Source organism: Ktedonobacteraceae bacterium, from assembly GCA_035653615.1.
Taxonomy (GTDB): Bacteria; Chloroflexota; Ktedonobacteria; order Ktedonobacterales; family Ktedonobacteraceae; genus DASRBN01.
This window is the reverse complement of the sequence record DASRBN010000012.1, coordinates 68,846-91,072: the sequence shown is the minus strand read 5'-3', so window position 1 is coordinate 91,072 and position 22,227 is coordinate 68,846. Positions and strand designations below refer to the sequence as shown.

General features: G+C 52.8%; 17 protein-coding genes. 13 read left to right on the top strand and 4 right to left on the bottom strand.

Annotation, left to right across the window (positions count from 1 at the left end; all coding sequences use genetic code 11):
- The first annotated feature begins 33 nt into the window (after positions 1-33).
- The 3 genes from VFA09_06590 to VFA09_06580 all read left to right on the top strand — a co-directional run bounded on the left by VFA09_06590 (position 34) and on the right by VFA09_06580 (position 5,277).
- Positions 34-1,743, top strand: coding sequence for an FAD-binding oxidoreductase (locus VFA09_06590; GenBank protein HZU66929.1), 1,710 nt, complete (start codon positions 34-36; stop codon positions 1,741-1,743).
- A 251-nt stretch (positions 1,744-1,994) separates the two neighbouring features.
- Positions 1,995-3,761, top strand: a complete 1,767-nt coding sequence (locus VFA09_06585) for a CocE/NonD family hydrolase (protein HZU66928.1) — start codon at positions 1,995-1,997, stop codon at positions 3,759-3,761.
- A gap of 238 nt (positions 3,762-3,999) precedes the next feature.
- Positions 4,000-5,277, top strand: coding sequence for a HAMP domain-containing sensor histidine kinase (locus tag VFA09_06580; protein HZU66927.1), 1,278 nt, complete (start codon positions 4,000-4,002; stop codon positions 5,275-5,277).
- A 23-nt stretch (positions 5,278-5,300) separates the two neighbouring features.
- Here the strand turns inward: VFA09_06580 and VFA09_06575 are convergent, their stop codons facing one another.
- Together VFA09_06575 and VFA09_06570 are read right to left on the bottom strand one after the other, a co-directional pair.
- Positions 5,301-6,686: a serine/threonine-protein kinase gene (locus tag VFA09_06575; protein ID HZU66926.1), complete on the bottom strand. Its 1,386-nt coding sequence runs from the start codon at positions 6,684-6,686 to the stop codon at positions 5,301-5,303.
- A gap of 251 nt (positions 6,687-6,937) precedes the next feature.
- Complete coding sequence (locus VFA09_06570) at positions 6,938-8,770, bottom strand: HEAT repeat domain-containing protein (protein ID HZU66925.1); 1,833 nt, start codon at positions 8,768-8,770, stop codon at positions 6,938-6,940.
- A 201-nt stretch (positions 8,771-8,971) separates the two neighbouring features.
- Between VFA09_06570 and VFA09_06565 the strand changes: the two genes are divergently transcribed.
- The 4 genes from VFA09_06565 to VFA09_06550 all read left to right on the top strand — a co-directional run bounded on the left by VFA09_06565 (position 8,972) and on the right by VFA09_06550 (position 12,576).
- Positions 8,972-10,090, top strand: coding sequence for a DUF4097 family beta strand repeat-containing protein (locus VFA09_06565; protein ID HZU66924.1), 1,119 nt, complete (start codon positions 8,972-8,974; stop codon positions 10,088-10,090).
- Positions 10,091-10,189: 99 nt separating this feature from the next.
- Entirely contained in the window at positions 10,190-11,596 is a 1,407-nt protein-coding gene (locus VFA09_06560) for a HAMP domain-containing sensor histidine kinase (protein ID HZU66923.1), read from the top strand.
- Between the two features lie 97 nt (positions 11,597-11,693).
- Positions 11,694-12,113, top strand: coding sequence for a response regulator (locus VFA09_06555; GenBank protein ID HZU66922.1), 420 nt, complete (start codon positions 11,694-11,696; stop codon positions 12,111-12,113).
- A gap of 265 nt (positions 12,114-12,378) precedes the next feature.
- A complete protein-coding gene (locus VFA09_06550) occupies positions 12,379-12,576 on the top strand; it encodes a KGG domain-containing protein (GenBank protein ID HZU66921.1) in 198 nt (65 codons plus the stop codon).
- Between the two features lie 52 nt (positions 12,577-12,628).
- Here VFA09_06550 and VFA09_06545 read toward each other — a convergent pair whose 3' ends face one another.
- On the bottom strand, positions 12,629-13,333 hold the full coding sequence (locus VFA09_06545; protein ID HZU66920.1) for a M23 family metallopeptidase: 705 nt from the start codon (positions 13,331-13,333) through the stop codon (positions 12,629-12,631).
- 807 nt (positions 13,334-14,140) lie between these two features.
- On the opposite strand from VFA09_06545, the gene murJ reads away from it, so the two are divergent.
- Positions 14,141-16,297, top strand: a complete 2,157-nt coding sequence (murJ, locus tag VFA09_06540) for a murein biosynthesis integral membrane protein MurJ (GenBank protein ID HZU66919.1) — start codon at positions 14,141-14,143, stop codon at positions 16,295-16,297.
- 2 nt (positions 16,298-16,299) lie between these two features.
- Here murJ and VFA09_06535 read toward each other — a convergent pair whose 3' ends face one another.
- The gene (locus VFA09_06535; GenBank protein ID HZU66918.1) at positions 16,300-16,992 is read right to left on the bottom strand and encodes an alpha/beta hydrolase; all 693 of its coding nucleotides are present in this window, start codon (positions 16,990-16,992) and stop codon (positions 16,300-16,302) included.
- Between the two features lie 336 nt (positions 16,993-17,328).
- Here VFA09_06535 and VFA09_06530 point away from each other — a divergent pair, with 336 nt between their 5' ends.
- The 5 genes from VFA09_06530 to VFA09_06510 all read left to right on the top strand — a co-directional run bounded on the left by VFA09_06530 (position 17,329) and on the right by VFA09_06510 (position 22,211).
- Positions 17,329-18,165 (top strand): amino acid ABC transporter ATP-binding protein, encoded by an 837-nt coding sequence (locus VFA09_06530; GenBank protein ID HZU66917.1) that lies wholly within the window; start codon positions 17,329-17,331, stop codon positions 18,163-18,165.
- A gap of 58 nt (positions 18,166-18,223) precedes the next feature.
- Positions 18,224-19,156: an ABC transporter substrate-binding protein gene (locus VFA09_06525; GenBank protein HZU66916.1), complete on the top strand. Its 933-nt coding sequence runs from the start codon at positions 18,224-18,226 to the stop codon at positions 19,154-19,156.
- A 123-nt stretch (positions 19,157-19,279) separates the two neighbouring features.
- Entirely contained in the window at positions 19,280-19,945 is a 666-nt protein-coding gene (locus tag VFA09_06520; protein HZU66915.1) for an amino acid ABC transporter permease, read from the top strand.
- A gap of 21 nt (positions 19,946-19,966) precedes the next feature.
- A complete protein-coding gene (locus VFA09_06515) occupies positions 19,967-20,818 on the top strand; it encodes an amino acid ABC transporter permease (protein HZU66914.1) in 852 nt (283 codons plus the stop codon).
- Between the two features lie 358 nt (positions 20,819-21,176).
- Complete coding sequence (locus VFA09_06510) at positions 21,177-22,211, top strand: ABC transporter ATP-binding protein (protein HZU66913.1); 1,035 nt, start codon at positions 21,177-21,179, stop codon at positions 22,209-22,211.
- Positions 22,212-22,227: the final 16 nt, after the last annotated feature.

Here is a 22,227-nt window from a genome sequence, read left to right as displayed (position 1 = left end):
TTTTTGTTGTGGTCATGATTTAACGAGCAAAAAATGAGGGCATTTCCACTTGACCTTTTCGGGTTTCGTGGTATACTTTTCTCCATGACCAGGCAACAGGAACTGCATCCATTCCCGAACCCATTTGGGATTGAAATGAACCGGCGTAAATTCCTCGCTTTGAGCGTCCTGGGAGCAGTTCCCTGCATCTTGAGCGCCTGTCAGAATGGCCCATCCGGTACGGCTACCATTACACCCACGCCTCGCCCGTCACCTACTCAGCAGCCGTCACCCACACCGCAGCCGTCACCCACACCGCGTCCTTCACCTGCGGATGCCGATTGGAAAACCCTGGCTTCCAGCCTGCAAGGAACCCTGGTTCGACCGAGCAGCCCTGGTTATGCGACTGCATTGCAGCTTTTCGATCCACGCTTCGACAGCATTCAACCAGCGGCCATTGCCTACTGCGTCTCGCCTGCCGACGTGCAGCAGTGCCTCAGTTTCGTGCGCTCGTTCGCAGTGTCGTTCGCGCCCCGCAGCGGTGGCCATTCCTATGCAGGCTATTCAACCAGTACCGGCCTGGTAATTGATGTCACCCGCATGAATACCATCAAAGTGGATAGCAGCAGCGGTCTGGCTACCATCGGCGCAGGCGCGCGACTCATCGATATTTACGCGGCCCTGTCGCAGTATAACCTGGCGCTCCCCGGCGGTTCCTGCCCAACTGTAGGTATTGCCGGGCTAACGCTGGGAGGTGGCGTTGGTGTGCTGGGACGCAAGTTCGGCCTCACCTGCGATACGCTGCAATCGGCGCAGATTGTCGTTGCCGATGGACGCGTACTCACCTGCGATGCGAATACCAACGCTGACCTCTTCTGGGCGCTGCGCGGCGGTGGTGGCGGCAATTTTGGCGTCGTCACATCCTTTACGTTCCAGGCGCAGCCCGTCTCTGCACTCTCGCTTTTCACGCTGTACTGGCCCTGGAGCCAGGCGGCCAATGTTGTCGACGCCTGGCAAAACTGGGCGCCCCAGGCCCCGGACGCGCTCTGGTCGAATTGCGTACTCGAAGCCACTGCTGATAAGAGTGCTGGCCCGGTTGTGCTTGCGAATGGTGTCTATGTTGGAGATGTCTCCGCACTGAATACGCTGCTCCAGCAACTGATCAATCGCGTTGGTTCCGCGCCATCGAGTCGTTACGCCTCGAATTCAGGCCTGCTCGATACAATGATGGTCGAGGCCGGCTGTTATGGTAAGACGGTGAGTGAGTGTCACCTGCCGAGCCAGAATCCACAGGGCCAGTTGCAGCGCACCGCCTATGGCGCTAAATCGGACTACTTCAATAGTCTGTTGCCGCGTCAGGGCATCAATAGCCTGGTAAACGCGATTGCACAACGCCAGGCTTCCACATTTGGTAATGGCGGTATCGGGCTGGATGCGTTTGGCGGGGCTATTAATCGCGTTGCCGCGGATGCAACTGCTTTTGTGCATCGCAATGCCCTTTTCAGTGCCCAGTATACCGCCAACTGGAATGCTGGTGATCCTGACTCCATTGTCAATGCCAACACTTCCTGGTTATCCAGCATCTGGCAGAGCATGCGCCCCTATGCCAGCGGATACGCATACCAGAACTACATTGATCCCAACCTTGCCAACTGGCAACAGGCCTACTACGGTTCCAACCTGCCGCGATTGCAACAAATCAAAGCTGCCTACGATCCCAATAATCTCTTCCACTTCGCCCAGAGCATTCCCCCGGCCTCCTAATGTGCGAGAGGATATTAGCCGGTGATTCTCTAGAGGGTAGACAGAGATTCTTCGCTGCGCTCAGAATGACGGGTCCCCGTGTCATTCTGATCTTGGGGCCTGTCATTCTGAGCGCAGCGAAGAATCTCCCCCCAACTTATGGGAAGCGCCAGTTACCAGAACTGGCATTCCCTCCTTTAAAGTTGTATGATGAAAAACCTATCAACCTTTCTACACGAAAAGAATCATAACCTCAGGAGGATGTTCCGTTTATGGCAATGCAACTGGGTCAGGAAATCACCGTCGATTTTGATGTACCGGCCAGCATGAGAGATGGCACCGTATTACGTTCCAATGTGTACAGGCCCGCGGGCGATGGTCAATGGCCGGTTCTGCTCACACGTCTACCTTATGGCAAGGATTTCCCCATTGGGACTGCCGTCATGGACCCTGCGCAGGTGGCGCGACGGGGCTATGTCGTGATTGTACAGGATACGCGCGGGCGCCTGACTTCGGAGGGCGAATGGAATCCCTTTCACAATGAAGATCAGGATGGGTTCGATACCGTTGAATGGGCCGCCAGGTTGCCCTACAGTAACGGCAGCGTCGGTATGTACGGCATCTCTTATTTCGGCTTCACGCAATGGTCCGCCGCCGTACTCCAGCCGCCCGCACTGAAGGCAATGGTACCCGTTCAAACCTGGAATGACCCATTGAACGGCGTCCTCTTCCGCGGTGGAGCATTGCAGCTTGGGCTGGCGAACTGGGATTTGCAAATGAATCTCGATGTGCTGATGCGCCGTCATCGTGGGAATCCAGAGGCTCTAGGGCGCGCAATCTATATGCTTGCCGCCGAAATGGATAACCTGGCGAGCCGGGGTTACTGGGAATTGCCACTGCGGGATTTCGCGCCTTTCAAACGGCAAGGCATCGATTCCACCTTCTTCTCGCTCGTCGAAAAGCCGATGGATCGTTCTTCGCTCGATTACATGACGTTGCTGGAGAAACGCGAGCGTGTCACGGTTCCTACGTTTAACGTCGCCGGCTGGTACGATATCTTCCTGCAGGATACCATCGACAATTTCACCTTCATGCGCCATTCTGGCAGCACGTCAGAGGCGCGGCAGAGCAAGTTGCTGATCGGCCCCTGGTCGCATGGTGGAATGAACAATCCCATTGGCGATATGAATTTTGGCTTTGGCGCTTCCGCCGCCTACATCAACCTGCAGATCGACCTGACAAGCCTGCAAGTACGCTGGTTCGACCACTGGCTTAAGGGGATCGACACGGGCATGATGCGTGAGGCACCGATTCGCCTGTTCGTGATGGGCGCGAATATCTGGCGCGACGAGCAGGAATGGCCGCTGGCGCGAGCAGTCGAGACACGCTTCTACCTGCGCAGCAATGGCCAGGCCAATACACTGAACGGAGATGGTACTTTGAGTACTGAAAGTCCCGATAATGAGCCGTTCGATCAATTTGTCTACGATCCGGCCAATCCGGTGATGACGCGTGGCGGCGCGCTACTGATGTCGCCGGAATTTCGTGCTGGTCCGCTTGATCAAACTCCCATTGAAATCCGCCCGGATGTCCTGGTCTATACGACGCCCGTATTGGAGCAGGATGTAGAGGTCACTGGCCCCATCACCATGCATCTCTGGGCCGTTTCCAGCGCGCCGGATACTGATTTTGTGGCGCGCCTCGTGGATGTGCATCCCAATGGCTTCGCGCAAATTCTGACCGATGGCATCATTCGCGCGCGCTACCGCAACTTTGCTCGCGGCGAGGCTCCTTCCCTCATTGAGCCGGGCAGAGCCTATGAATATGAAATTGATCTCTGGTCAACCAGTAACGTCTTCAAGGCCGGGCATCGCATTCGCCTGGATGTGACAAGCAGTGGTTTCCCGCGCTGGGACCGCAATCCCAATACAGGGCACGATTTTGGTGTAGATATAGAGCTGGCAGTAGCACATCAGACAATATTGCATGACCGTGACCATCCATCCTACATAGTACTGCCGGTTGTGCCCGGGCAGTAGAGGGGACTGAGCCAACAAAAGAGGAGCGCACAGTGTTAAAAGTGCGCTCCTTACCCAAAAACCTCTCCGAAAGATGCCTGGTGTGGAGGCGGTTTCCATTTATGACGATGCGCGTGACGTTTTCATAATGCTCTCCGGTCATACTCTAAACAGGGACATTATCTTTTGTCTGATGAGCTAGCGCAGCCAGAAGAGCATTCCTCTATGAACGTGGTGGAATATGATGGAGATGGTTTCCGTGAAGCACCGGTCTCAGTCCGGTACGCCAAACGCTGGCCATGACCTGGACGAAACCAGGCCGTCCGCTCCACAGTGGTGGCTTACCGGCGACACGTGGCATCGCCTATGCCAGTTGGTACGCATCAATACGTTTGCGCCTTCCTGGTTGCCCGCTCGTCTCCGCCATCCGGCTCTTGGCTACCTGGCAGCAGTAATAGTGGAAGTGATTGCCGTCGCATTGACACTGCTCTTGAGGATGGTCATGCCTGCACTCAGCATGTCAGGGGTGTTGGTGACCCTGGGAGTGGCATTGGTGGCGCTGAATTGGGGTGGTGGCCCGAGCCTGTTGGCGGCGCTAGTTGGCTCAGCAATGGAGTATTATGCTATCTTCCCACCTCAGTTCTCCTGGTCCATCGTAAGGATGGAAAAGGTAGTTGGCGTGGGGTTGATGCTGCTGGTGGGCCTGCTGATCAGCCTGATCGCCGGGAACGTGGCGCGACGGAGCCAGGCCCGCCAGGAAGTCGAAACGCAGGCGCAGGTCCTGCGTGAGACCCAGACCCAGATGGATACCTTTCTGGCTATAGCCGGCCATGAACTGAAATCTCCGCTGACCTACATCAAGCTTAGTCTTCAATCGATGCAGCGGCGTCTGGAGAAATTGGTACGCACGAGTTCCGGGGTGCCTGAGGAATTCAACCAGAAGGTAATGCTCATGCCCCAGGAATTTGCGCACATCGATCAACAGGTATGCCTGGTAGAACGGCTGGTGAACGATATGCTGGATGTGTCGCGTATCCGGGCAGGTAGATTGGAACTGCACTGTGAGGCCACTGATCTGAGGATGATTGTCCGCCGGGCCTTCAACGAGCAACGTCAGGCTGCGCCAACACGTACACTTTTGCTCCAAATTCCGCAGGCACAGCCGGTGCTGGTCTACGCTGATGCCGATCGCCTTGCCCAGGTTGTGACTAACTACCTGACCAACGCGCTCAAGTACTCGCCCGAAGATCGCCCTGTTTTTGCGGGGCTTGATGTTATGGAACAGCAGGCACGAGTCTGGGTGCGCGATCAGGGGCCAGGGCTTGCAGCAGAAGAACAGGCACGAGTCTGGGAATGCTTCCACCGGGTCCCGGGGATTGAGGTCCAGAGCGGCAACAGCGTTGGACTGGGATTAGGGTTGTACATTTGCCGCATCATTATTGAACGCCATCAAGGGCAGGTTGGCGTCGAGAGCATCCCCGGGCAGGGTTCTACTTTTTGGTTTATTCTCCCCCTGGCCTCTATGAGCCAGGTGTAAGTTGCCGCCGGAAGGCATCGCTATCAGTGTCCATGCCCCAGGCTCAACATCGCCAACAGCAGGCCCGTTACCAGCAGCAAAAGCACAATCGATCCCGTCAACGCTACTATAGTTGAGGATGAGAGGTGAACTGCTCTCGTCCTACGCGGTACCTGCGGTATCTCTATTGTGGGCGCTGTTGGTTCATCGCTGTAGGCCGCTTCCACCTGCGGAAGTGGCGTCTGTCCGCGCGACCTGCTCTTCTCCAATGTAGCAATATGAGGCCTGCCTGGCAGGATAAGGGCGGGTTGGGGAGTGCCACGCGGGGGAGACGCGGCTATTCTGATGGTTGGCAAAGGCATAGTGCCGCGATCTCGCTGCTGGGCGGCGGGGAGTACAGGGGCCGCTTTCGGCTTCTCAATTTCAGCCTGTTCCACGCGCCTTCCTGGCTCAAGGGGACCGGTTTGGTATGAACGTCTCAGGTGTTGCAGCGCTGCGTCAAAGGCCTGAGCAAACGCGAGGATATTGGCGTAGCGCTGTTCTGGTTTCTTCGCCAATGCTTTGAGAAATACTTCGTCCAACTCAGCAGGAAGAGAAGTATTGTAAACACTCGGTGGAGTTGGCGGTGTATGATGATGGTGGTGAAGCAACTGGCTGGCCGTTCCCTCGAAGACCGCGCGACCCGTCACAAGCTGGTAGATCATGACGGCCAGCGCGTACTGATCTGCTGCCGGCCCTACATGTACAGAAGTTTCTAGCGCCGGGTCGTCGAACTGTTCGGGGGCCATATACAAAGGAGTGCCGACAGAGCGGTGCAGTGAACGGCCATTGCGGTAGAATGCGGCTAAGCCAAAATCCGCCAGTAGCAGGTGCGGCCTGCCATGGGGAAAGATTTTTTTGAGGTTTCCATCTGCTCCCATTTTGCCGGTGCCCCGCTCAACGCGAATTAAGAAATTCGTCGGCTTGATATCGCGATGGATGATGCCATGATCGTGGGCACATTGTAATGCCGCCGCGCATTGTAAGAGATAATAACCGGCTTCCTGTGCGCCAATTGGCCAGGAGAAGCCAAAGTGCTGCGTGCGCCTCTGCAGCCAGTTCCACAGCGAACCCTCCGGTAAATAGGGCATGACGAGGTATGTAATGGGCGCTGCATCGCCATCGATGACCTCTTCTCCAAAATGATAGAGCGGTAAAATATGTTCATGCTCCAGTGCGGCCACAGCGCGGGCCTCGCGTTCAAAACGCGCCGCCGCCTGCCTGCTTTCAGGCGTATCGGGATGGTCGCGCAAATCTCCGCACACAACTTTAATCGCAACTTTACGCCCAATGCGAGCATGTTGGGCCAGGTAAATATCACCCATTCCACCGCTTTCGATGAGCCGCAAAAGACGATACCCACCAAGAGTTTTCCCCACCAGCATATTCATTTGCCGCCTCTAGTAAGAAATAAGATAAAAGATGTAGTTCAGAAAAGTCTTTCATGTACCGTTAGCTTGAGGACAACCTTTGCCTCGCATCTCGGATAATTATATTTCCTACTAACAGTATACAGAGGCGTCTGAAGTTCTCTTATTGAGTATCACCCAATAGAACTATCATGGAAGGAAAAGAAATAGGGGATAGACAGACAAAAATGGGGCCGGATGCCCGGAAAGTTTTCGGGTATCCGGCCTCGTTTTCACATTTCTAGCTTTCTCAAGGCATCCTGAGCTGATGGGGCGAATTCAGGACGGGTCTCGGCCAGGTTGCGTAGCAGGAGTATCGATTCGGTGTCGTGATACTGTGTGAGTAGCTGGCAGGCAAGTCGGACTACTGTATCACGCGGATCGTTCAGCGCTTCGCGTGCTGCCCGGCGGCTGCGCATATCTTCTCCATTCGGGTCGATTTTTTTCAATGCTTCAAGCGCCTGTGTTCGCACATATGGATCGAAGTCGCCGGCTGCGCGAGCAACAATATCAATAGCGCCGCGATCACCGGATTGGGCAAAAGCGCGAATAACAGCAGCGTATACAATACTTGTAGGCAGGTCGGGATCACCTACGGCCAGGTTATCGCGACGCCTGCCACGACTGGCCCGCAGGTCAATGTTCGCGACCCGTTTGATGAGCGAAAGCATGGAGCTGGTCGCGCGGGGATCTCCAAGTTGCGCCAGGGTATCGCAGATATGACCCACCTGGATGGCTTGCGTCCGGTCAGTAATCTGTGTTACGCTGTCGAGGCGTGACAGGAGTACAGAAGCCGCGCGTGGATCGCGCAATTCATTCAATACCTTCATCGCGGGTAGGAAAGCCTCTTCTGAATTGGCGAGTGCGTTCAGCAGCACATCGCGGCCCGTGCTATTCATCCAGCGTTCGATATCCGGCATCAGCGATAGGCAGGCATAGACGGGCTGTACAATACGCTGATCCTGCACAGCGCCGCGCGAGATGTTCGCCCAATACCGGCCAAGGAAGAGGCCCAGGCGATGCAACGCGGTCACGTTCTGCCAGAAAGGAGTATTGCGGGTTCCCTCAAAAAGGGCCGTGGCAATCTCACGCAAATCGCGCTCGAAGATAATGGGAAGCGCATCAGGGCTTGCCGGAGCTGTATTCGAACTATCCTGAAGCACCTGGCCGACAACCAGGGCGGCTTGCTGTGTGAGGCGTGCCGGGATGTCTTTTCCACCCCGCAAGTACTTCGCGAGTGGAATAGTGCGGTAAAGTGGAATGGCAATATAGCTTTCCAGCCCGTTGGCACGATCCAGCCCACTTGCCAGCATAAGTTCATAGAAACGGGACTGGTTCAGCGTGGCATAAGCATCGATGATATCGACCTTCGCCCAGCCTTCAGCAGACTTGAGCGCATTGGCCATGGCCTGCATTGAAGCGATTGTGTTCTGCTTTACCAGCGAGCGCGTGGCGTAGAGTGAAGAGTGGGGATCGGTTGCCAGCTTGCCCAGGAATTCGGCAATCTCCGGGGTTTTATAATACCCCAGCATCAGGATACCGATGCGGCGGGCGCGTCCGATCATCGTTTCAGCAGGGTTGGCATCTGGAGCTATATCGATAGGGTCTTCTCGTTCGATGATGTTGAACCAGGCCGGGACCAGGTTTCCGGCACGATCAATTTCCAGCAGGTTGGGCACCAGAATTGGTATCCATTGCTGCAACGAACCCATATTCAGAAGCGGGATCATACGCTCAGCAGTCTCGCTGACAGGCACTCCTCCCCAGCGCAGGCCAGTCACCAGAGTCGTCATTTCCGCGCGCAGTTCGCTGATCTTTTGTTTCACTTCACGATCATCAGCATTGAGCGGCGTTACAGTGCGCCGGGCAGCGAGGTGTTCTACTGTGGCGGAGCGGTTTGATGGTCGTTGTGTTGCCGCCGGTACAGGAGAGACATTGGCAGGGGGGGCAAGCGCTACTATAGTCGTTCCCGTTGTACTTTCGTCGATCAGCACCTCACCGGGTTCGGATGAGCCGCTATCAGGAGGAATGGGATTCTCAGTTTGTTCCAATCTCGTTTCGGACATGCAATTTCTATCCTTTTATAGTAATCATATTTGCTCAGAACTATTTTACATAGTCCTCTCAAAACAATACGCTGAGCGATACGGGGTTATTGTAACGTCCTCTTCCGCGATGGTCAAGTGCAACTCTACCTCTCACTTTGCGTAAATGATTACAGGATAATAAGGGTGCTGAGTGTAATTCCACATGGAGAAGAGGATACTATGAACGATCAGGAGATGCAGTTTGCCGACCCGGACTGGAAACCTACGCGGCCACTGAACAAGAATAATGTTCCGCAGGAGCAGGAAATAGACGCGACACAACCGGTCAATGCTAGACCGCAAGAGCAGCAATGGCAGGCGCCGCCTCCACTACGCGACTATCAAGATGGGTATGCCGGCGCCGGGCAGCAGATTCCACCAGATCAGAAATTGGATTATCCCAGCCCAGACTCTTATAGCTATGCTCCGCCAAACAACGTTACCAGAACACCTTACAGGCAACAGGCGAGAAGGCGTGGTCGCAGCCCCTGGTTATGGATCATCATCGCAATTATCATTCTTGGGTTTATGAGCGGCGGATTCGGCTCGGCCTTTCGAGGTTTTGGCTTCCAGAATAGCGTTACTGTACCGCAAACGTTCACTGTGACCAATCAGCCGACGATTATCATCAACGATTTGGGCGGCTCGGTTCACGTGCAGAGCAGCGGTAGTTCGAAAAGCGTAAATGTTCAAGCTATCAAGCAAGCAGATATTTTTAGCAATCCCAACAATGAAAAAGTAGCCTACAACCAGGATGGGAATACTATTACGATCAGTTTTGATGGCCAGGGTGGCTCCGTTGATTTTAATCTAACGGTTCCTGATAATAGCAACCTGCAAATTCATACAAATTCAGATGATATCAGTGTTGACGGTATCAGTGGGCAGATGATTCTCTCCACCGATAGCGGCGATATCACGACCACAAACGATATATTGAGTACCTCTTCCCTGTTGACGGATAATTCCGGTGATATTAATGGCAGGCAGGATCAGCTGGCAGGCACAACTACTCTCAATGATAATTCTGGTGATATTAATTTCGATGGAAGCATTACCGGCTCTGGAAACTACCAGTTTACGACCAACAGCGGTGATATCACTGCCAATTTGAATGGTAATGCCTCTGTAAATGCCTCTACAGATTCAGGTTCGATCGACAGAAATGTGCCCACGATAGATGTACAGAATAACGACTCTGGTGCGACAGCCAGCGGCTATATTGGCTCGCCAGGCTCATCTAGCCAGTTGACGTTCAAGACGAACAGCGGTGACATACACTTGAACACCCGGCCATAACCCGCGTTTCTGGATTCTTCGCCCGCTTGTTGGAGTGCCGCATATACTGGAAATGAGATTCTTCTGGCGCGTACTTTAAACGGCGAGGGAGAGATGCCTGTGAGACGGGAAGCACGTGTTCTTGGATTGGTAGAACAGGCGAGGCAGCTTGTAGATGGTGAGGCAGCCTGTCTTATGATAGGCTGCCCTGTTATGGAGTTACGGCATCCCTTGCTTGACCTGTTTCCTTCCACTTCATGCTTTCCCCTGAGCTATTATGGCTCGCCAGAACTTAAGCCATTACTCGAGCAAGAGCAGGTGCGGGCATTGTTCGATCTCGCTGTACAGTCCGGTTACATACAATACAGCAATAACTACCGGGTGGCAATTTCCAATCTTGAGGTGCGCAGCCTTGTTGTGGTGCCGGTTGAGCAACCTGCCGGGCTACCTGGCCTGTTTCTTATAGCCAATCCGTTTCCAGGCAATTTCTCTCAAGGTGAGTACCGGCTGCTGGATGAGTATCGACAGGCAATTGCTCCTGACCTCGAACGCGCGCTACGTGATCTATATCTTCATCGCATGAAGGAGATATTGACTTCCAGCCCGGATAGATATGAATCGCCTCAGGCAGGGATGGCGAATGATGGCGTGGTGAAAAGCGAGTTTGTTTCTATGGTTAGCCATGAACTGCGAGCGCCGCTGACCGCGATCAAAGGCTACGCAGGGCTTTTACAGGCGTATAGCGTGCCGGATCATCTTGATACGAGTGGTCAGGCAGAGATGACCCTGGAACGCCGGCAACACTACCTGCACGTGATTATGGAGCAGGTCGATCACCTGGAAGTCATCATAGCTGATCTTCTCGATATCTCGCGCATAGAGTCGGGGCGATTGGCTCTCTACTTCTCTAAAGTCGATATAGCGCAATTGTGCCGGCGTGTGGCACAGCTTATCCAGGATCGCGTCGATCAGCAACAACCGGGAAAATATCATATTCGTTGTGATCTCGATCCTGATCTTCCTTTAGTATGGGCCGATGCAGACCGGGTGGAGCAAGTGCTTCAGAATCTCCTGGATAACGCGCTGAAATATTCCCCGGATGGGGGATTGATCGAGGTGCTGGCATGCGTAAAGCAAAGGCCGCAGCAACAGCAAAACCGCTTCTCGTGGGAAAAGGAGCTACAAAAGTTCATCGCCGGTGAAGATAAACAAGAATCTCGCGTGATGCATATTACTGTACGCGATTATGGTATCGGTATTCCTGATGAGCTGCGCTCGCAGCTCTTCAAGCCGTATAGCCGGCTCGCGCGCCCGGCTACAGCCTATATTCCTGGTATTGGACTCGGGCTCTATATCACTAGTAAGTTTGTCGAGGCTATGCAGGGCGAAGTTATGCTGACCAGCCGTGAAACGGAAGGGACAAGCATCACTTTCACCTTACCACTCGCCGATTCTACTATGCTCCTGGCGCAAACGAATGAAATTATGATCCCAGCAGATGAAAAAAGTCTAGTCGTTTCCACTTAAGCGGAGGTCTTCATTCCGCCCCACATTTGTAACATATTCCAACTCTTGCTAAACGTGGCCGGTTCTGATATAGTGTCTATGTAAGCAGAGTCGTCCCATGAATCGTAAAAAGGGAAGAAGTATGCAAATTGGCCTGCTGGAAGACGATGTAGCGATCCAGGAGATGTTGCGTCTCATACTGGAGGATGCAAAATATAGCGTCGTCATTTATCCTACTGCCGATGCCTGTTTAAACGCATTGCTGGCCGGAGAAGGAGAACAGGCCGCCGTTTCGATGGGTCTCCTGATCGTAGATTTGCGCCTGCCAAGAGCAGTTTCAGGTATCCAGGTAATCAGGCAGATACGAAATGATTCTCGTCTTTCTTCCCTCCCCATTATTTTAACCTCTGCTGCCTCTTTTACCGACATAGAGGATCTTTCAGATTTACGTGTGCATTTCTTAGAAAAACCTTTTGACGTTGATGAGCTTGTCAAGATGGTCGAGAGCCTTACGACAACATCTTCCGGGAGTCATTAGAGTACCGGGGCATAGCTGTATGGAGGGTTTGCAGCAATCAAGCCCGGTAAATAAGCTCATCATGAAAGAATGCTGAGTCTACCTTAGAGAATGCTGAGTCTTTTTATTGTTGACTTGCCGAATAGATGAGAGCATGTTAACCTTATGATTGTGATGGAAGAAAATACTCCATCTCATGTTGGGAACAGATGCAGAGAGAGCTATCTGTTCAGAGTTTCAATACCTTTGGTTGGTACCTCTAATTTTAAGGTAAGGAGAGAGAACAATGCAAGGAAACAAAGGTCGTGGACGTGGTTTTGCCTCGATGAGCCCGGAAAAGAAGCGCGAGATTGCCAGCAAGGGCGGAAAAGCTGCCCATCAGATGGGAACAGCGCACAAATGGACGAGCGAAGAAGCACAGGCTGCGGGCCGCAAGGGTGGTTCCATTAGCCGCCGTCGCCCGAAGAATGCTGCTCAGGCATAAAACGGGATCGATACTTCGGTCAGGCTGGCTTTTACGCCAGCCTTTCCTGTTTCTAAGGAAGCTGTACGTAAAGGGTAGGGTCTACCCAGGTATTATTGATCACTACCATGAAATGCAAGTGCGGCCCTGTAGAAGCTCCTGTACTTCCCTCATAGCCAATCACCTGCCCTTTTGTCACGTTCTGCCCAACTTTGACGATGAAGCGTTCCATATGCCCATAAATCGTTGCGATATAATTCCCGTGATTGATTTTTACAGCCCATCCCAGCCCTGACCAATCCCAACCCGTCCAGATCACCTGGCCGCTATCTGCCGCCATGATAGGCGTGCCAAAAGGGGCCGCAAGATCGATGCCGGTATGCGGCTTCCAGCATCCGCACCATGATTGGAATTCGGGGTGCCCAAATACCTGCGTAATCACAGCGCCAATGATGGGGCGCTGCATATGCCCGGTTCCCATGACGCCGCTCTGAGTATCATAGGTTGCGCACGTCCCCCAGATATCGGTACCGCCGCAGTATCCTTCGTTCAACGTTTGCGGTGGAACTGTCGGTGTAGGAGGGGCTGAATACTCCAAAGGATTGGCGCTATTCAATTCCCCGCTAGCAATCAAGTCACTGATAATTTGAACAACTGTATGCGATTGCTGCCCGTTATCTAAAGGCACAACAAAAAGAGAGGCGCCAATAACCATAAGCAGGCTGCCAAACAAAATAATCAGCGGAGCAAAACGGCGCCTGGGTTGTGGTGAGGCCAATGGCTGTGTTTTCAATCTCTTAGTTGAGGCCGGAATGACTATGGGTTGCTTGAGGCTAGTTAGCGGCCCGGTGGCTTGCTCTGATTGAGAACGAAGTGCTAATTTTGCAGGCTCAGATGCTGGTCAGCTACTTCCACTTAGTAAGGGCTTCGTTAGATGCGGACCCTCATTTGAAGATAACATACTACATCCTCGCTCTACGAAAACAATAATCTGTTGTGCTTTTAAAATACACAAGAGTAAATTTACCTGAAAATATGGCAATTTGCTAGCTTGAATGTTGTGAGATAGCGCGAATAGGCTATGCGAGCCTTGGGATCTTTACCATCGATTTATGCCAGCCTGCTATCTACTGCATATGAACGTTCGTTTTGTAGTGTTTTGCAGAGGATGAGATACGCCCTGATTTCAGTTCAAGACTGGAGTAGGGTTCTAAGCCGCTCATGCGAAATAGCCTCTAATACATGGCCATCGACGCCTCTGGTCGTCTCTGCTGATACCAGGGCATTATACCAGCACTCCAGGTTTTAGGCGGTCCTCAATAGTACCAAAAAAGAGAGGGCGTGATGAAATTCGCAGCTATTCGTTCTACTCATAGCACGAATAGCCTTATTTGGGGAAGCATGCAGGAGTACTTTCGGTAAAAATGTCCGTTTTTAGCGCTATTTGCCGTCGATACATTCGATAGCCATGTAAGGGCGATGCCCTTGAGATCGCCCTGGAACCAATACTTTCTGTCATCGGCTATATAGACGAGGAGAGACTACCATTTTAAACAAATCACAACACCCGGAAGATAAATCAACCGTGGCGGTGTCCACTCTTGATCCTGAACCAGAAGCATCTCCATCGACGAGACATGAGAAAATACCCCAACAGCGAGAGAAGTGGGGCATAGGCTCGTTTCGTTTCCACTTCAACCTGGAAAATTTTCGACCAGGCCGGGGCTTTTCGCTGCGCCGCTTTAGCGTAGCAGAAGCCGCGGTCCTGCTTATGATGGGCATACTTGCTTCGCGTGGCCTCGGTGTAGTACGCCAGGTCACCTTTAATGCGATTTTCGGTACGAGCGTGCAGGCCAGCGCCTATGTAGCGGCTTTCCGCCTGCCAGATACGCTGTTTAACCTGGTTGCTGGAGGCACGCTCATTCATGCATTCGTGCCCATCTTCGTCTCGTATGACAAGGAGCGCAGCGAAAGTGAAATCTGGCGACTTGCAAGCCTGGTCTTCAATATCATGTTCGCAACGTTAGCTGCTTTACTCGTGATCGGCGAGTTTGTGGCTCCCACATTCGTCAATAGATTTCTCGTTCCCGGTTTCTCGCCATCCGAGCAGGCGTTAACGATCACGTTGACACGCATTATGCTTTTCCAGCCGCTCATCCTTGGTTTGAGTACCGTCATGAGTGGTGTTCTCAGCAGCAGGCGACAGTTTGCGCTGCCCGCTCTTGCCATCGCCGTCTACAACATCGGGCTGATCGGTGGCCTGATCTGTACATTGATTTTCCCATCCATCGGCATCTATGGCCCTACGTTTGGTGTGCTGGCCGCGGCTGCCTGCCATTTTGGCGTGCAGGTACCCGGTCTGGTGAAGCAAAAGGTGCGCTATTTCTTCGTCTGGGATCTCAAAGACCCCGGACTGCATGCCGTCTTGCGCCTGCTGATCCCAAGCTTGCTTGCTGTAGGCGTTGCCTCAATTGGATCGGTCATCGATATATCGTTTACTTCCTTTTTTCGCGATAAGGGGAGTATTGCGGCGATAAATAATGCAGAGTTGCTCTTTGCCCTGCCATTCGCGCTGCTGGCGCAGGTAGTAGCTCGAGCGGCCTTGCCTCGTATGTCCTTGCTGGCATTGAAACAGCATTACGTGCATTTGCGAAAAATGATCATCAAGGTGGTGGGAGCCGGTATCTTGCTAAGCATACCCGCGGCCATTTTCCTGGCGTTGTTCGGCAAGCCTGTCATTCATCTCCTGTTCCAGCACGGAGCCTTTACACGACGCTCCTCCAGCCTGGTCTATTACGCGCTCGTCGGCTATGCCCTCATTTTGCCGGCACGCGTCGCGGATGAATTGTTGAATCGCAGCTTCTACGCCTTAAAGGATGCTCGCACGCCGCTCTTCATGGATATCATTGGATTAGGAGCGCGTGTCGGGCTGATCGTCATGCTCGTTCGGGTGCTGCACGGCAAGTACTTGCTCATGTCCATTCCCCTGGCCGTTGGAGGAGCCGCGGCCCTTGAAGCGGTCTTACTCGGTTTCCTGTTGCTAGGACGCCTGCGCGCGAAGATAAGCGCAGACCGCGGCATGCGCCGCTTGCAGCGACAGCGTGAAGCCGTTGAAAGCGAAGAGCAACCAGGGCCTTCTACAGTGCCAGTGCATTTTTCTAACAATGGCAGGCAGGAGCCGGCGATTGAACCAGGGGCCGAATTATTGGATGCCTGGAAGGAAGAGTCTGAAGCTGAACTGCCAGGAGAAGACGGTTTACCAGCCACAGCAAAGCTGGTGGAATCCGAACCTGTTGCTCAGGAGCAAGGCGAAGTAGTATCAGAACTTCAGTCACCTGGAACTGATAGCATGCCGGTTGAGACAGAAGTTCAGACAGAAGCAGAACTTCCCACACAGAAGCTGGCAGAACCGCAGCCCGAGACACCTTCTGAAGAGCAACAGGAAGTAACGCTGAAGTTGGAGCCGATCTCTCCTGAAGAGCAGCAGGAAAAAATAGATAAGTTAGAGCTGGTACTCCCTGAGAAGCAGGAGGAACCCGGGGATGCATTGATACCTGATCAGTCCGGTAGTGACCGAGGTCAGCCAGAAGTTGTCTTAGAAGAGGCTGTTCCTGTCAAGCAAAAGGCCACTAAATCTGTATCGAAGTCCACATCTTCACGTAAAAAGCGTACGGCTGGTAAATCAGGGACGGGTAAAGGAAGCAAACAAAAACGCTCAACTCGTGGCAAGACGGCGGAATAAGTTTATTCCGCCGCCCTCGCGAAAAAATTCATAACTGCCTCGGTAAATTCGTTTTCGCGGCGAATGTGCGCGGCATGTCCGGCGTCGAACAGTAGCAATTGTGAACCGGGAATATGTTCGGCAATAATACGCGCGTACTCAGCAGGAACGACGCGGTCGCGCTTGCCGTGCATAACGAGTGCCGGGCAGCGGATAGAGGCCAGTTCTTCGTCAGTAATCAGGACGCCACCATTGGCGACCAGCGCCTCCTGAGCTTCGACGTACATACGCGGCAGGGAACGCCAGTAGGGTTCGCCGTGTAGTGCCGCCATTTGCGCCTGCCATTTCTCTGAAAGAGGCTCTTCAAGCAGCCAGTGACGAATATCGGCTGCGTTCTGCACATTGATAGTTGGCTGTGCCCCCAGCACGGCCAATTTTTTCACCCGTGTTGGGTGAAGTGCTGCCAGCAACAGAGCGACAATCGCGCCATCGCTGAAACCCAGCACCAGTACTTGCTCGATCCGCAGCGCGTCAAGCAGTGCGGCCATATCCGCCACATCATCGCGATAGTAGGTGAGTTTGTAACGATCTCGATGTGATGAGCGCCCGTAGCCATGCAGGTGAGGAGCAAGCACGCGGTAGCGATTTCGCAAATGAGGGAGTTGGGCTTCAAAATCGGTTTCCGGGGTTCCCGCGAAGCCGTGCAGTAGCAACACAGTTTCTGATGAGTAGGATAGAAGGGGCTGTGCGGTGAACGCTGGTTGAAAAATTTCGTAGTACAGACTAGTATTTGGGGTTGTAAGCAAGGGCATTTTTGTACCTACTTTGTGAAAACGATGTTTCCCGACTTGCTGAGATGCAAATAGTATATCACCAGGCAATCAATGCGTTGAGTCTGCCTGTTCCGCGGGGTCAAATTCGACTGCTTGACAGGCTTCTTGCCGGTGCTATACTATAAGGCAACATTCATGGCTGTATAATTTCGGTGATCTAACCGCCAGATTTCGCCATGCGATAAGGTGCATATTTTGCGCTTTTGGAAGGAGTGGCCTATGGACTCCGAGCAAACTATTTCGAATGATGCCTTATCTCCCGCAACCAGTTCTGGTAGTCTGCCCCAGGTCTCGAATAGCATTGAGGATGAAGTCATTATCAGCGCCATCAAGGTCAACAAGTATTTCGGCGATAAGCATGTCCTTAAGGATGTCGATTTTGAAGTGCGTAAACGAGAAGTTGTCGCGTTGATCGGCCCCAGTGGTTCGGGTAAAAGCACGCTTATTCGTTGCCTGAACGGGTTGGAGAAGTGTACCAGCGGCGAAATCTACATTCACGGGCAGAAGCTCGATCCCAATCTCTCTAATAAACAACTCAGCCCGATACGCCGCGAACTCGGCATGGTCTTCCAGAATTTTAACCTTTTTCCCCATATGACCGTGCTGCAAAATGTTATCATGGCGCCGCTACTTGTGCGCAAGATGCCCAAAGACCAGGCGGTGGCTCTCGGCGAAAGGTTACTGGCGAAAGTGGGGCTTTCCGACAAACGCGATGTCTATCCCAGCCGTCTTTCAGGTGGGCAAAAGCAGCGTGTAGCTATTGCCCGCGCGCTTGCCATGCAGCCACGGGCGCTGTTATTCGATGAGCCGACATCGGCGCTCGATCCAGAGCTGGTGGGAGAGGTACTCAAGGTAATGCGCGACCTGGCCTACGAGGGTAGCACGATGGTGGTAGTGACGCATGAAATGCAATTCGCGCGCGATGTCTCGGACCGCGTTGTCTTTATCTCGGATGGTGTGATTGTGGAGCAGGGCGACCCCGAAGAACTGTTTAAGCAACCCAAACATGAGCGCACAAGGCTATTCCTGGAGCGCGTGCTCTCAACGTTGCCATAGATAAAGCATTCATACGATTGATGTACCAGGACGATCAACGGAAAGGATTATCCACATCATGAGCCATGAAATCGACAGGCGAACATTCTTGAAGCGCGTGGGGCAGGCGGGTGGCCTCGTCGTTGCCGGTAGCTCACTCGAAGCATTGCTGGCGGCCTGTGGAGGCAATGTTTCTACCGGATCAAGTTCGACTCCTACTCCAGGAGTCACACCCATTGGCAATGCTGGTCTGAAGACCCCCGGTGTGTTGCAATGGGGGTCGGACTTTGTCGATGGCGCTCCCTACGTCTTCAAGGACCCGAAAAATCCCTCGCAACTCATCGGCTTCGAGGTTGAGATTGCGGTTGCTATGGCCAACCTGATGCGCGTGCGACAAGTACAGGTTGAAACATGCTACGGCGAGCTTGACCAGGCGCTGGCAGCCAACAAATTCGATATGGTCATGAACGGCTGGGAAATTACAGACCAGCGCAAGAAAGTCCAATTATTTTCCGATCCCTACTATCGCTACGGCCAGCAAATCGTCGTGCGCGCGGACGACCCCCGTTTCTCCCAGTATAACAGCAATAGCGATTTAACCTTAAGCGTCCTGGATGGTCTCACAGTGGGAACCGGCGATGGCTACAAGGCGGCTGTGTATTTACAAGCGGACCCCAAGATCAATACCAAGCTCTACAATGGGGATCTGCCATTTGACGACCTCAAGCAGAAGAAGATTGATGCCACAATGCTTGATGTACCCATCGTTGCCTATTATGTGGATGGCGCTGGTCCTGGCGGTACGCCCGATCCTGCCTTGAAGCCCATCGGCAAGCCGCTCTATCCCGATGTGTATGTGTGCGGCTTCAACAAGAGCAATCCCAATGCCCAGATCCTCTTGCCCGAGATCAACGCGGCGATTGCTGTTCTCAAAAAGAATGGCACGCTCAAGCGTATTTACATGAAATGGAGCATGTGGAACGACCAGCAGGCGGCAATTGGCATCGTGTAAGGGTCCTATATGAAGTAGAGAATATCCACAAACATCTCCATTATATGCAATGTGTGTAATGGAGATGTTTGTGGATATTCTCTACTTCACGAGCAATGTGCTATGTAATGGAGGCATCTCCTGATGGATATAATCCTGCAAAACCTTCCGGCCTTTCTGATTGGCGCGCGCAACACCCTGATTTACTGTTTCATCTCTTTTCCCCTGGCTTTGCTGCTAGGGCTGATACTCGCCCTGATGCGAAATTCCCCTTTTGTCTGGTTGAGCACGCCTTCTCGGATTTTTATCGAGGTTATGCGCAGTACCCCGATTATCACACAGATATTTCTCGTCTACTATGGTATAGGAGCAATTCTGGTGAATTACAATCTTGCGCAGTATGATAACGCCTGGGTCGCCGGTATCGCAACGTTAGCTTTGAACTATGCTGCATATGAGGCCGAAGTCTATCGTGCCGGTTTCCTCTCCGTGGACCGGGGGCAGACAGAGGCCGCGCTTTCGTTAGGACTGACGCCACAGCAGAACTTCTTTCGCATTGTGCTGCCGCAGGCCATCCCCTTAATGATCCCGCCATTCGTCAATGATTTTATCTATATGCTGAAGGACTCGGCAATAGTAAGCGTTATCTCCGGTAGCGAACTCACCTCTGTCCTGCAACTCAAAGTTTTCCAGAACCCGGCCAATCCTTTGCCGCTCTTCGCCCTCGCCATCGTCTTATACCTGGTAATGAGCCTGCCGACTTCGTATGTTGCCAGAACGTTCGAGCGCCGGTTACGCGCAGCTTTGTAACACGAATAGAAAGAGGAATGTATGGAACAGACTATCGTAAAAGCTACACCGCAGCCGCGTAACTGGCGCGTCATACTGGACTATATCTTCTATATCGTCTTGATAGCAGCCGTGGCAGGATTCATTTACTATTTGTATTCCTACCGGGACATTATCAGCAATTATCTGCCCTATCTATTGCAGGCGGCCGGCTTGACAATTGGTCTCTCGGTAGTGAGCGCAATACTGGCGATCATCTTCGGCTTCCTGGGGGCGATGGGGCGTCTCTCGCGTTTTGCCCCGCTGCGCTGGATTGCGACCATCTATGTCGAGGTTGTGCGCGGCACGCCGATTCTAGTACAGTTATTATTCTGGTATTTTGGCATCGGTCAGTTGCTCTCGAATCTTGGTTTTGATCCATATAATGCTGCATTTAATTTCATGACCATATTGCAAGAAAATAGCCTTGTGCCAATCGCTTTCGATGCTTTCTTCTATGGAGTCATCGGTTTGAGTTTCAACTATGGCGCTTACCTGACCGAAGTCTTTCGCGCGGGTATTGAAACCGTGGATAAAGGACAGACCGAGGCCGCTTTGAGCCTGGGCTTGAATTCGCGCCAAACCATGCGCCATATCATCCTGCCCCAGGCCCTGCGCATTACACTTCCCCCATTTACCAACTATTTCATCACGCTCATCCAGGATAGCGCCCTGCTGTCAATCCTTGGCGTGACCGAGTTGGAGCAAACAACCGGTTCGTTTGCCGACCCGATGTTGAATTCAAATGACAAGCTCTTCATGTATATTCTGGGCGCCATGATTTACTTCGTGATCTGCTACGCGCTGGCACTGGTGGCCCGGTATCTTGAGGGGAGGATGGGGAGAGCGTACTGAGATGAAACTAACAAATATATCCACAGGCTAAAGACTAGATATCTTGATATCTGGCCTTCCATTTACTTTGACTTCCGCTTTTGTCAGCAAGATGATAGCCAGCATCTTGCCTCCGTTTGCCTTTTTCTCACTTCCCTGTCATCCCTGCCTGCATCATCCACCCATAAGTACTCCTTCCCACTCAACAAAATGATGAGGCGCAATCTATGCTGCGTTGATCACAAATCCCCGGAGAGCGGTTACACTTGTGAACAGAGGAGATGTCCTTTCCCCTACTTTTTATAGTTAGCTCATTGGATCACTCCTGTAGAACAGGAAAATGAACAAAAAAGCATTTTGTTGAAAGAAGAGGAATCTTATGGAAAAAGAACCTGCGCAAGAACATATCATCACCACCCATCGGCTGACAAAGGCTTTTGATACCCTGGTAGCCGTCAATGATCTAGAACTTGAGGTGTTGCGCGGCGATGTCTTCGGTTTTCTGGGGCCTAATGGCTCCGGCAAGACAACGACGATTCGTATGCTGCTTGGTCTGATCCGGCCCACTGCAGGGAGCGTTTCTCTCTTTGGCCTGGACAACTCTACGCACCTTCGAGAAATTTTGCCGCGTGTTGGAGCAATCGTCGAGACCCCCGTCTTCTATCCTTACCTCTCGGGCGTCGATAATCTACGCATGGTCGCCGCGGCTTCCGGGATGCGGTTGGGGCGAGTAAATCAGGCGCGCATCGACGAGGTGTTGGACCTGGTAGATTTGAGCGCGCGAGCAAAAGATGCCTATCGCAAGTACTCGCTTGGTATGAAGCAACGCCTGGCCATTGGCGCTGCTTTGTTGACCGATCCCGAGTTGATCCTGCTCGACGAGCCGACGAACGGCCTTGATCCCGCGGGTGTGCGTGAGATTCGCCAGTTGATTGTCCGTCTCGCCTCGATCGGTAAGACGATCTTCCTGTCGAGTCATATCCTTTATGAGATCCAGCAGGTCTGCAACCGTGTGGCCATTTTGCAGAAAGGCAGGCTGCTCAAACAGGGAAATGTACAGGAACTGCTCAGTGAAGGACGACGACTTGTGATACGCCTGGGTACAGTTGAAGAGATTGAGCAAGCCCTGGCTATTCTCCAGCAGGCTGCGCAGAATGATATGAACTGGATTTCCCAGGTGAGTAAGGGTACCGATAAGCACGATCTTCCGGCACTCTTTGTGGATGCCCCGGCCTCGCATTCGCAAGAGATTGCCTCGCTGCTAGGCCGGCACAATCTGTTCATAGCTGAAATGTATCAATCCGAGGCCAGTCTGGAAGCGTTCTTCCTGGAATTGACCGGTACCGCGTCAGGCGAAGGCTCACGCTCCAGAATGACCGATTTGACCAACCCGACTGCACCTGATATGCCCTAAATCAACTACTGATTCC

What these genes read in the sequence shown, in the direction of transcription:
- VFA09_06515 (HZU66914.1), top strand. Translation starts at nt 19,967, where the DNA reads ATGGAACAGACTATCGTAAAAGCTACACCGCAGCCGCGTAACTGGCGC.
- VFA09_06585 (HZU66928.1), top strand. Translation starts at nt 1,995, where the DNA reads ATGGCAATGCAACTGGGTCAGGAAATCACCGTCGATTTTGATGTACCG.
- VFA09_06550 (HZU66921.1), top strand. Translation starts at nt 12,379, where the DNA reads ATGCAAGGAAACAAAGGTCGTGGACGTGGTTTTGCCTCGATGAGCCCG.
- VFA09_06565 (HZU66924.1), top strand. Translation starts at nt 8,972, where the DNA reads ATGAACGATCAGGAGATGCAGTTTGCCGACCCGGACTGGAAACCTACG.
- VFA09_06530 (HZU66917.1), top strand. Translation starts at nt 17,329, where the DNA reads ATGGACTCCGAGCAAACTATTTCGAATGATGCCTTATCTCCCGCAACC.
- VFA09_06590 (HZU66929.1), top strand. Translation starts at nt 34, where the DNA reads ATGAGGGCATTTCCACTTGACCTTTTCGGGTTTCGTGGTATACTTTTC.
- VFA09_06520 (HZU66915.1), top strand. Translation starts at nt 19,280, where the DNA reads ATGGATATAATCCTGCAAAACCTTCCGGCCTTTCTGATTGGCGCGCGC.
- VFA09_06555 (HZU66922.1), top strand. Translation starts at nt 11,694, where the DNA reads ATGAATCGTAAAAAGGGAAGAAGTATGCAAATTGGCCTGCTGGAAGAC.
- VFA09_06510 (HZU66913.1), top strand. Translation starts at nt 21,177, where the DNA reads ATGGAAAAAGAACCTGCGCAAGAACATATCATCACCACCCATCGGCTG.
- VFA09_06575 (HZU66926.1), bottom strand. Translation starts at nt 6,686, where the DNA reads ATGAATATGCTGGTGGGGAAAACTCTTGGTGGGTATCGTCTTTTGCGG.
- VFA09_06570 (HZU66925.1), bottom strand. Translation starts at nt 8,770, where the DNA reads ATGTCCGAAACGAGATTGGAACAAACTGAGAATCCCATTCCTCCTGAT.
- VFA09_06525 (HZU66916.1), top strand. Translation starts at nt 18,224, where the DNA reads ATGAGCCATGAAATCGACAGGCGAACATTCTTGAAGCGCGTGGGGCAG.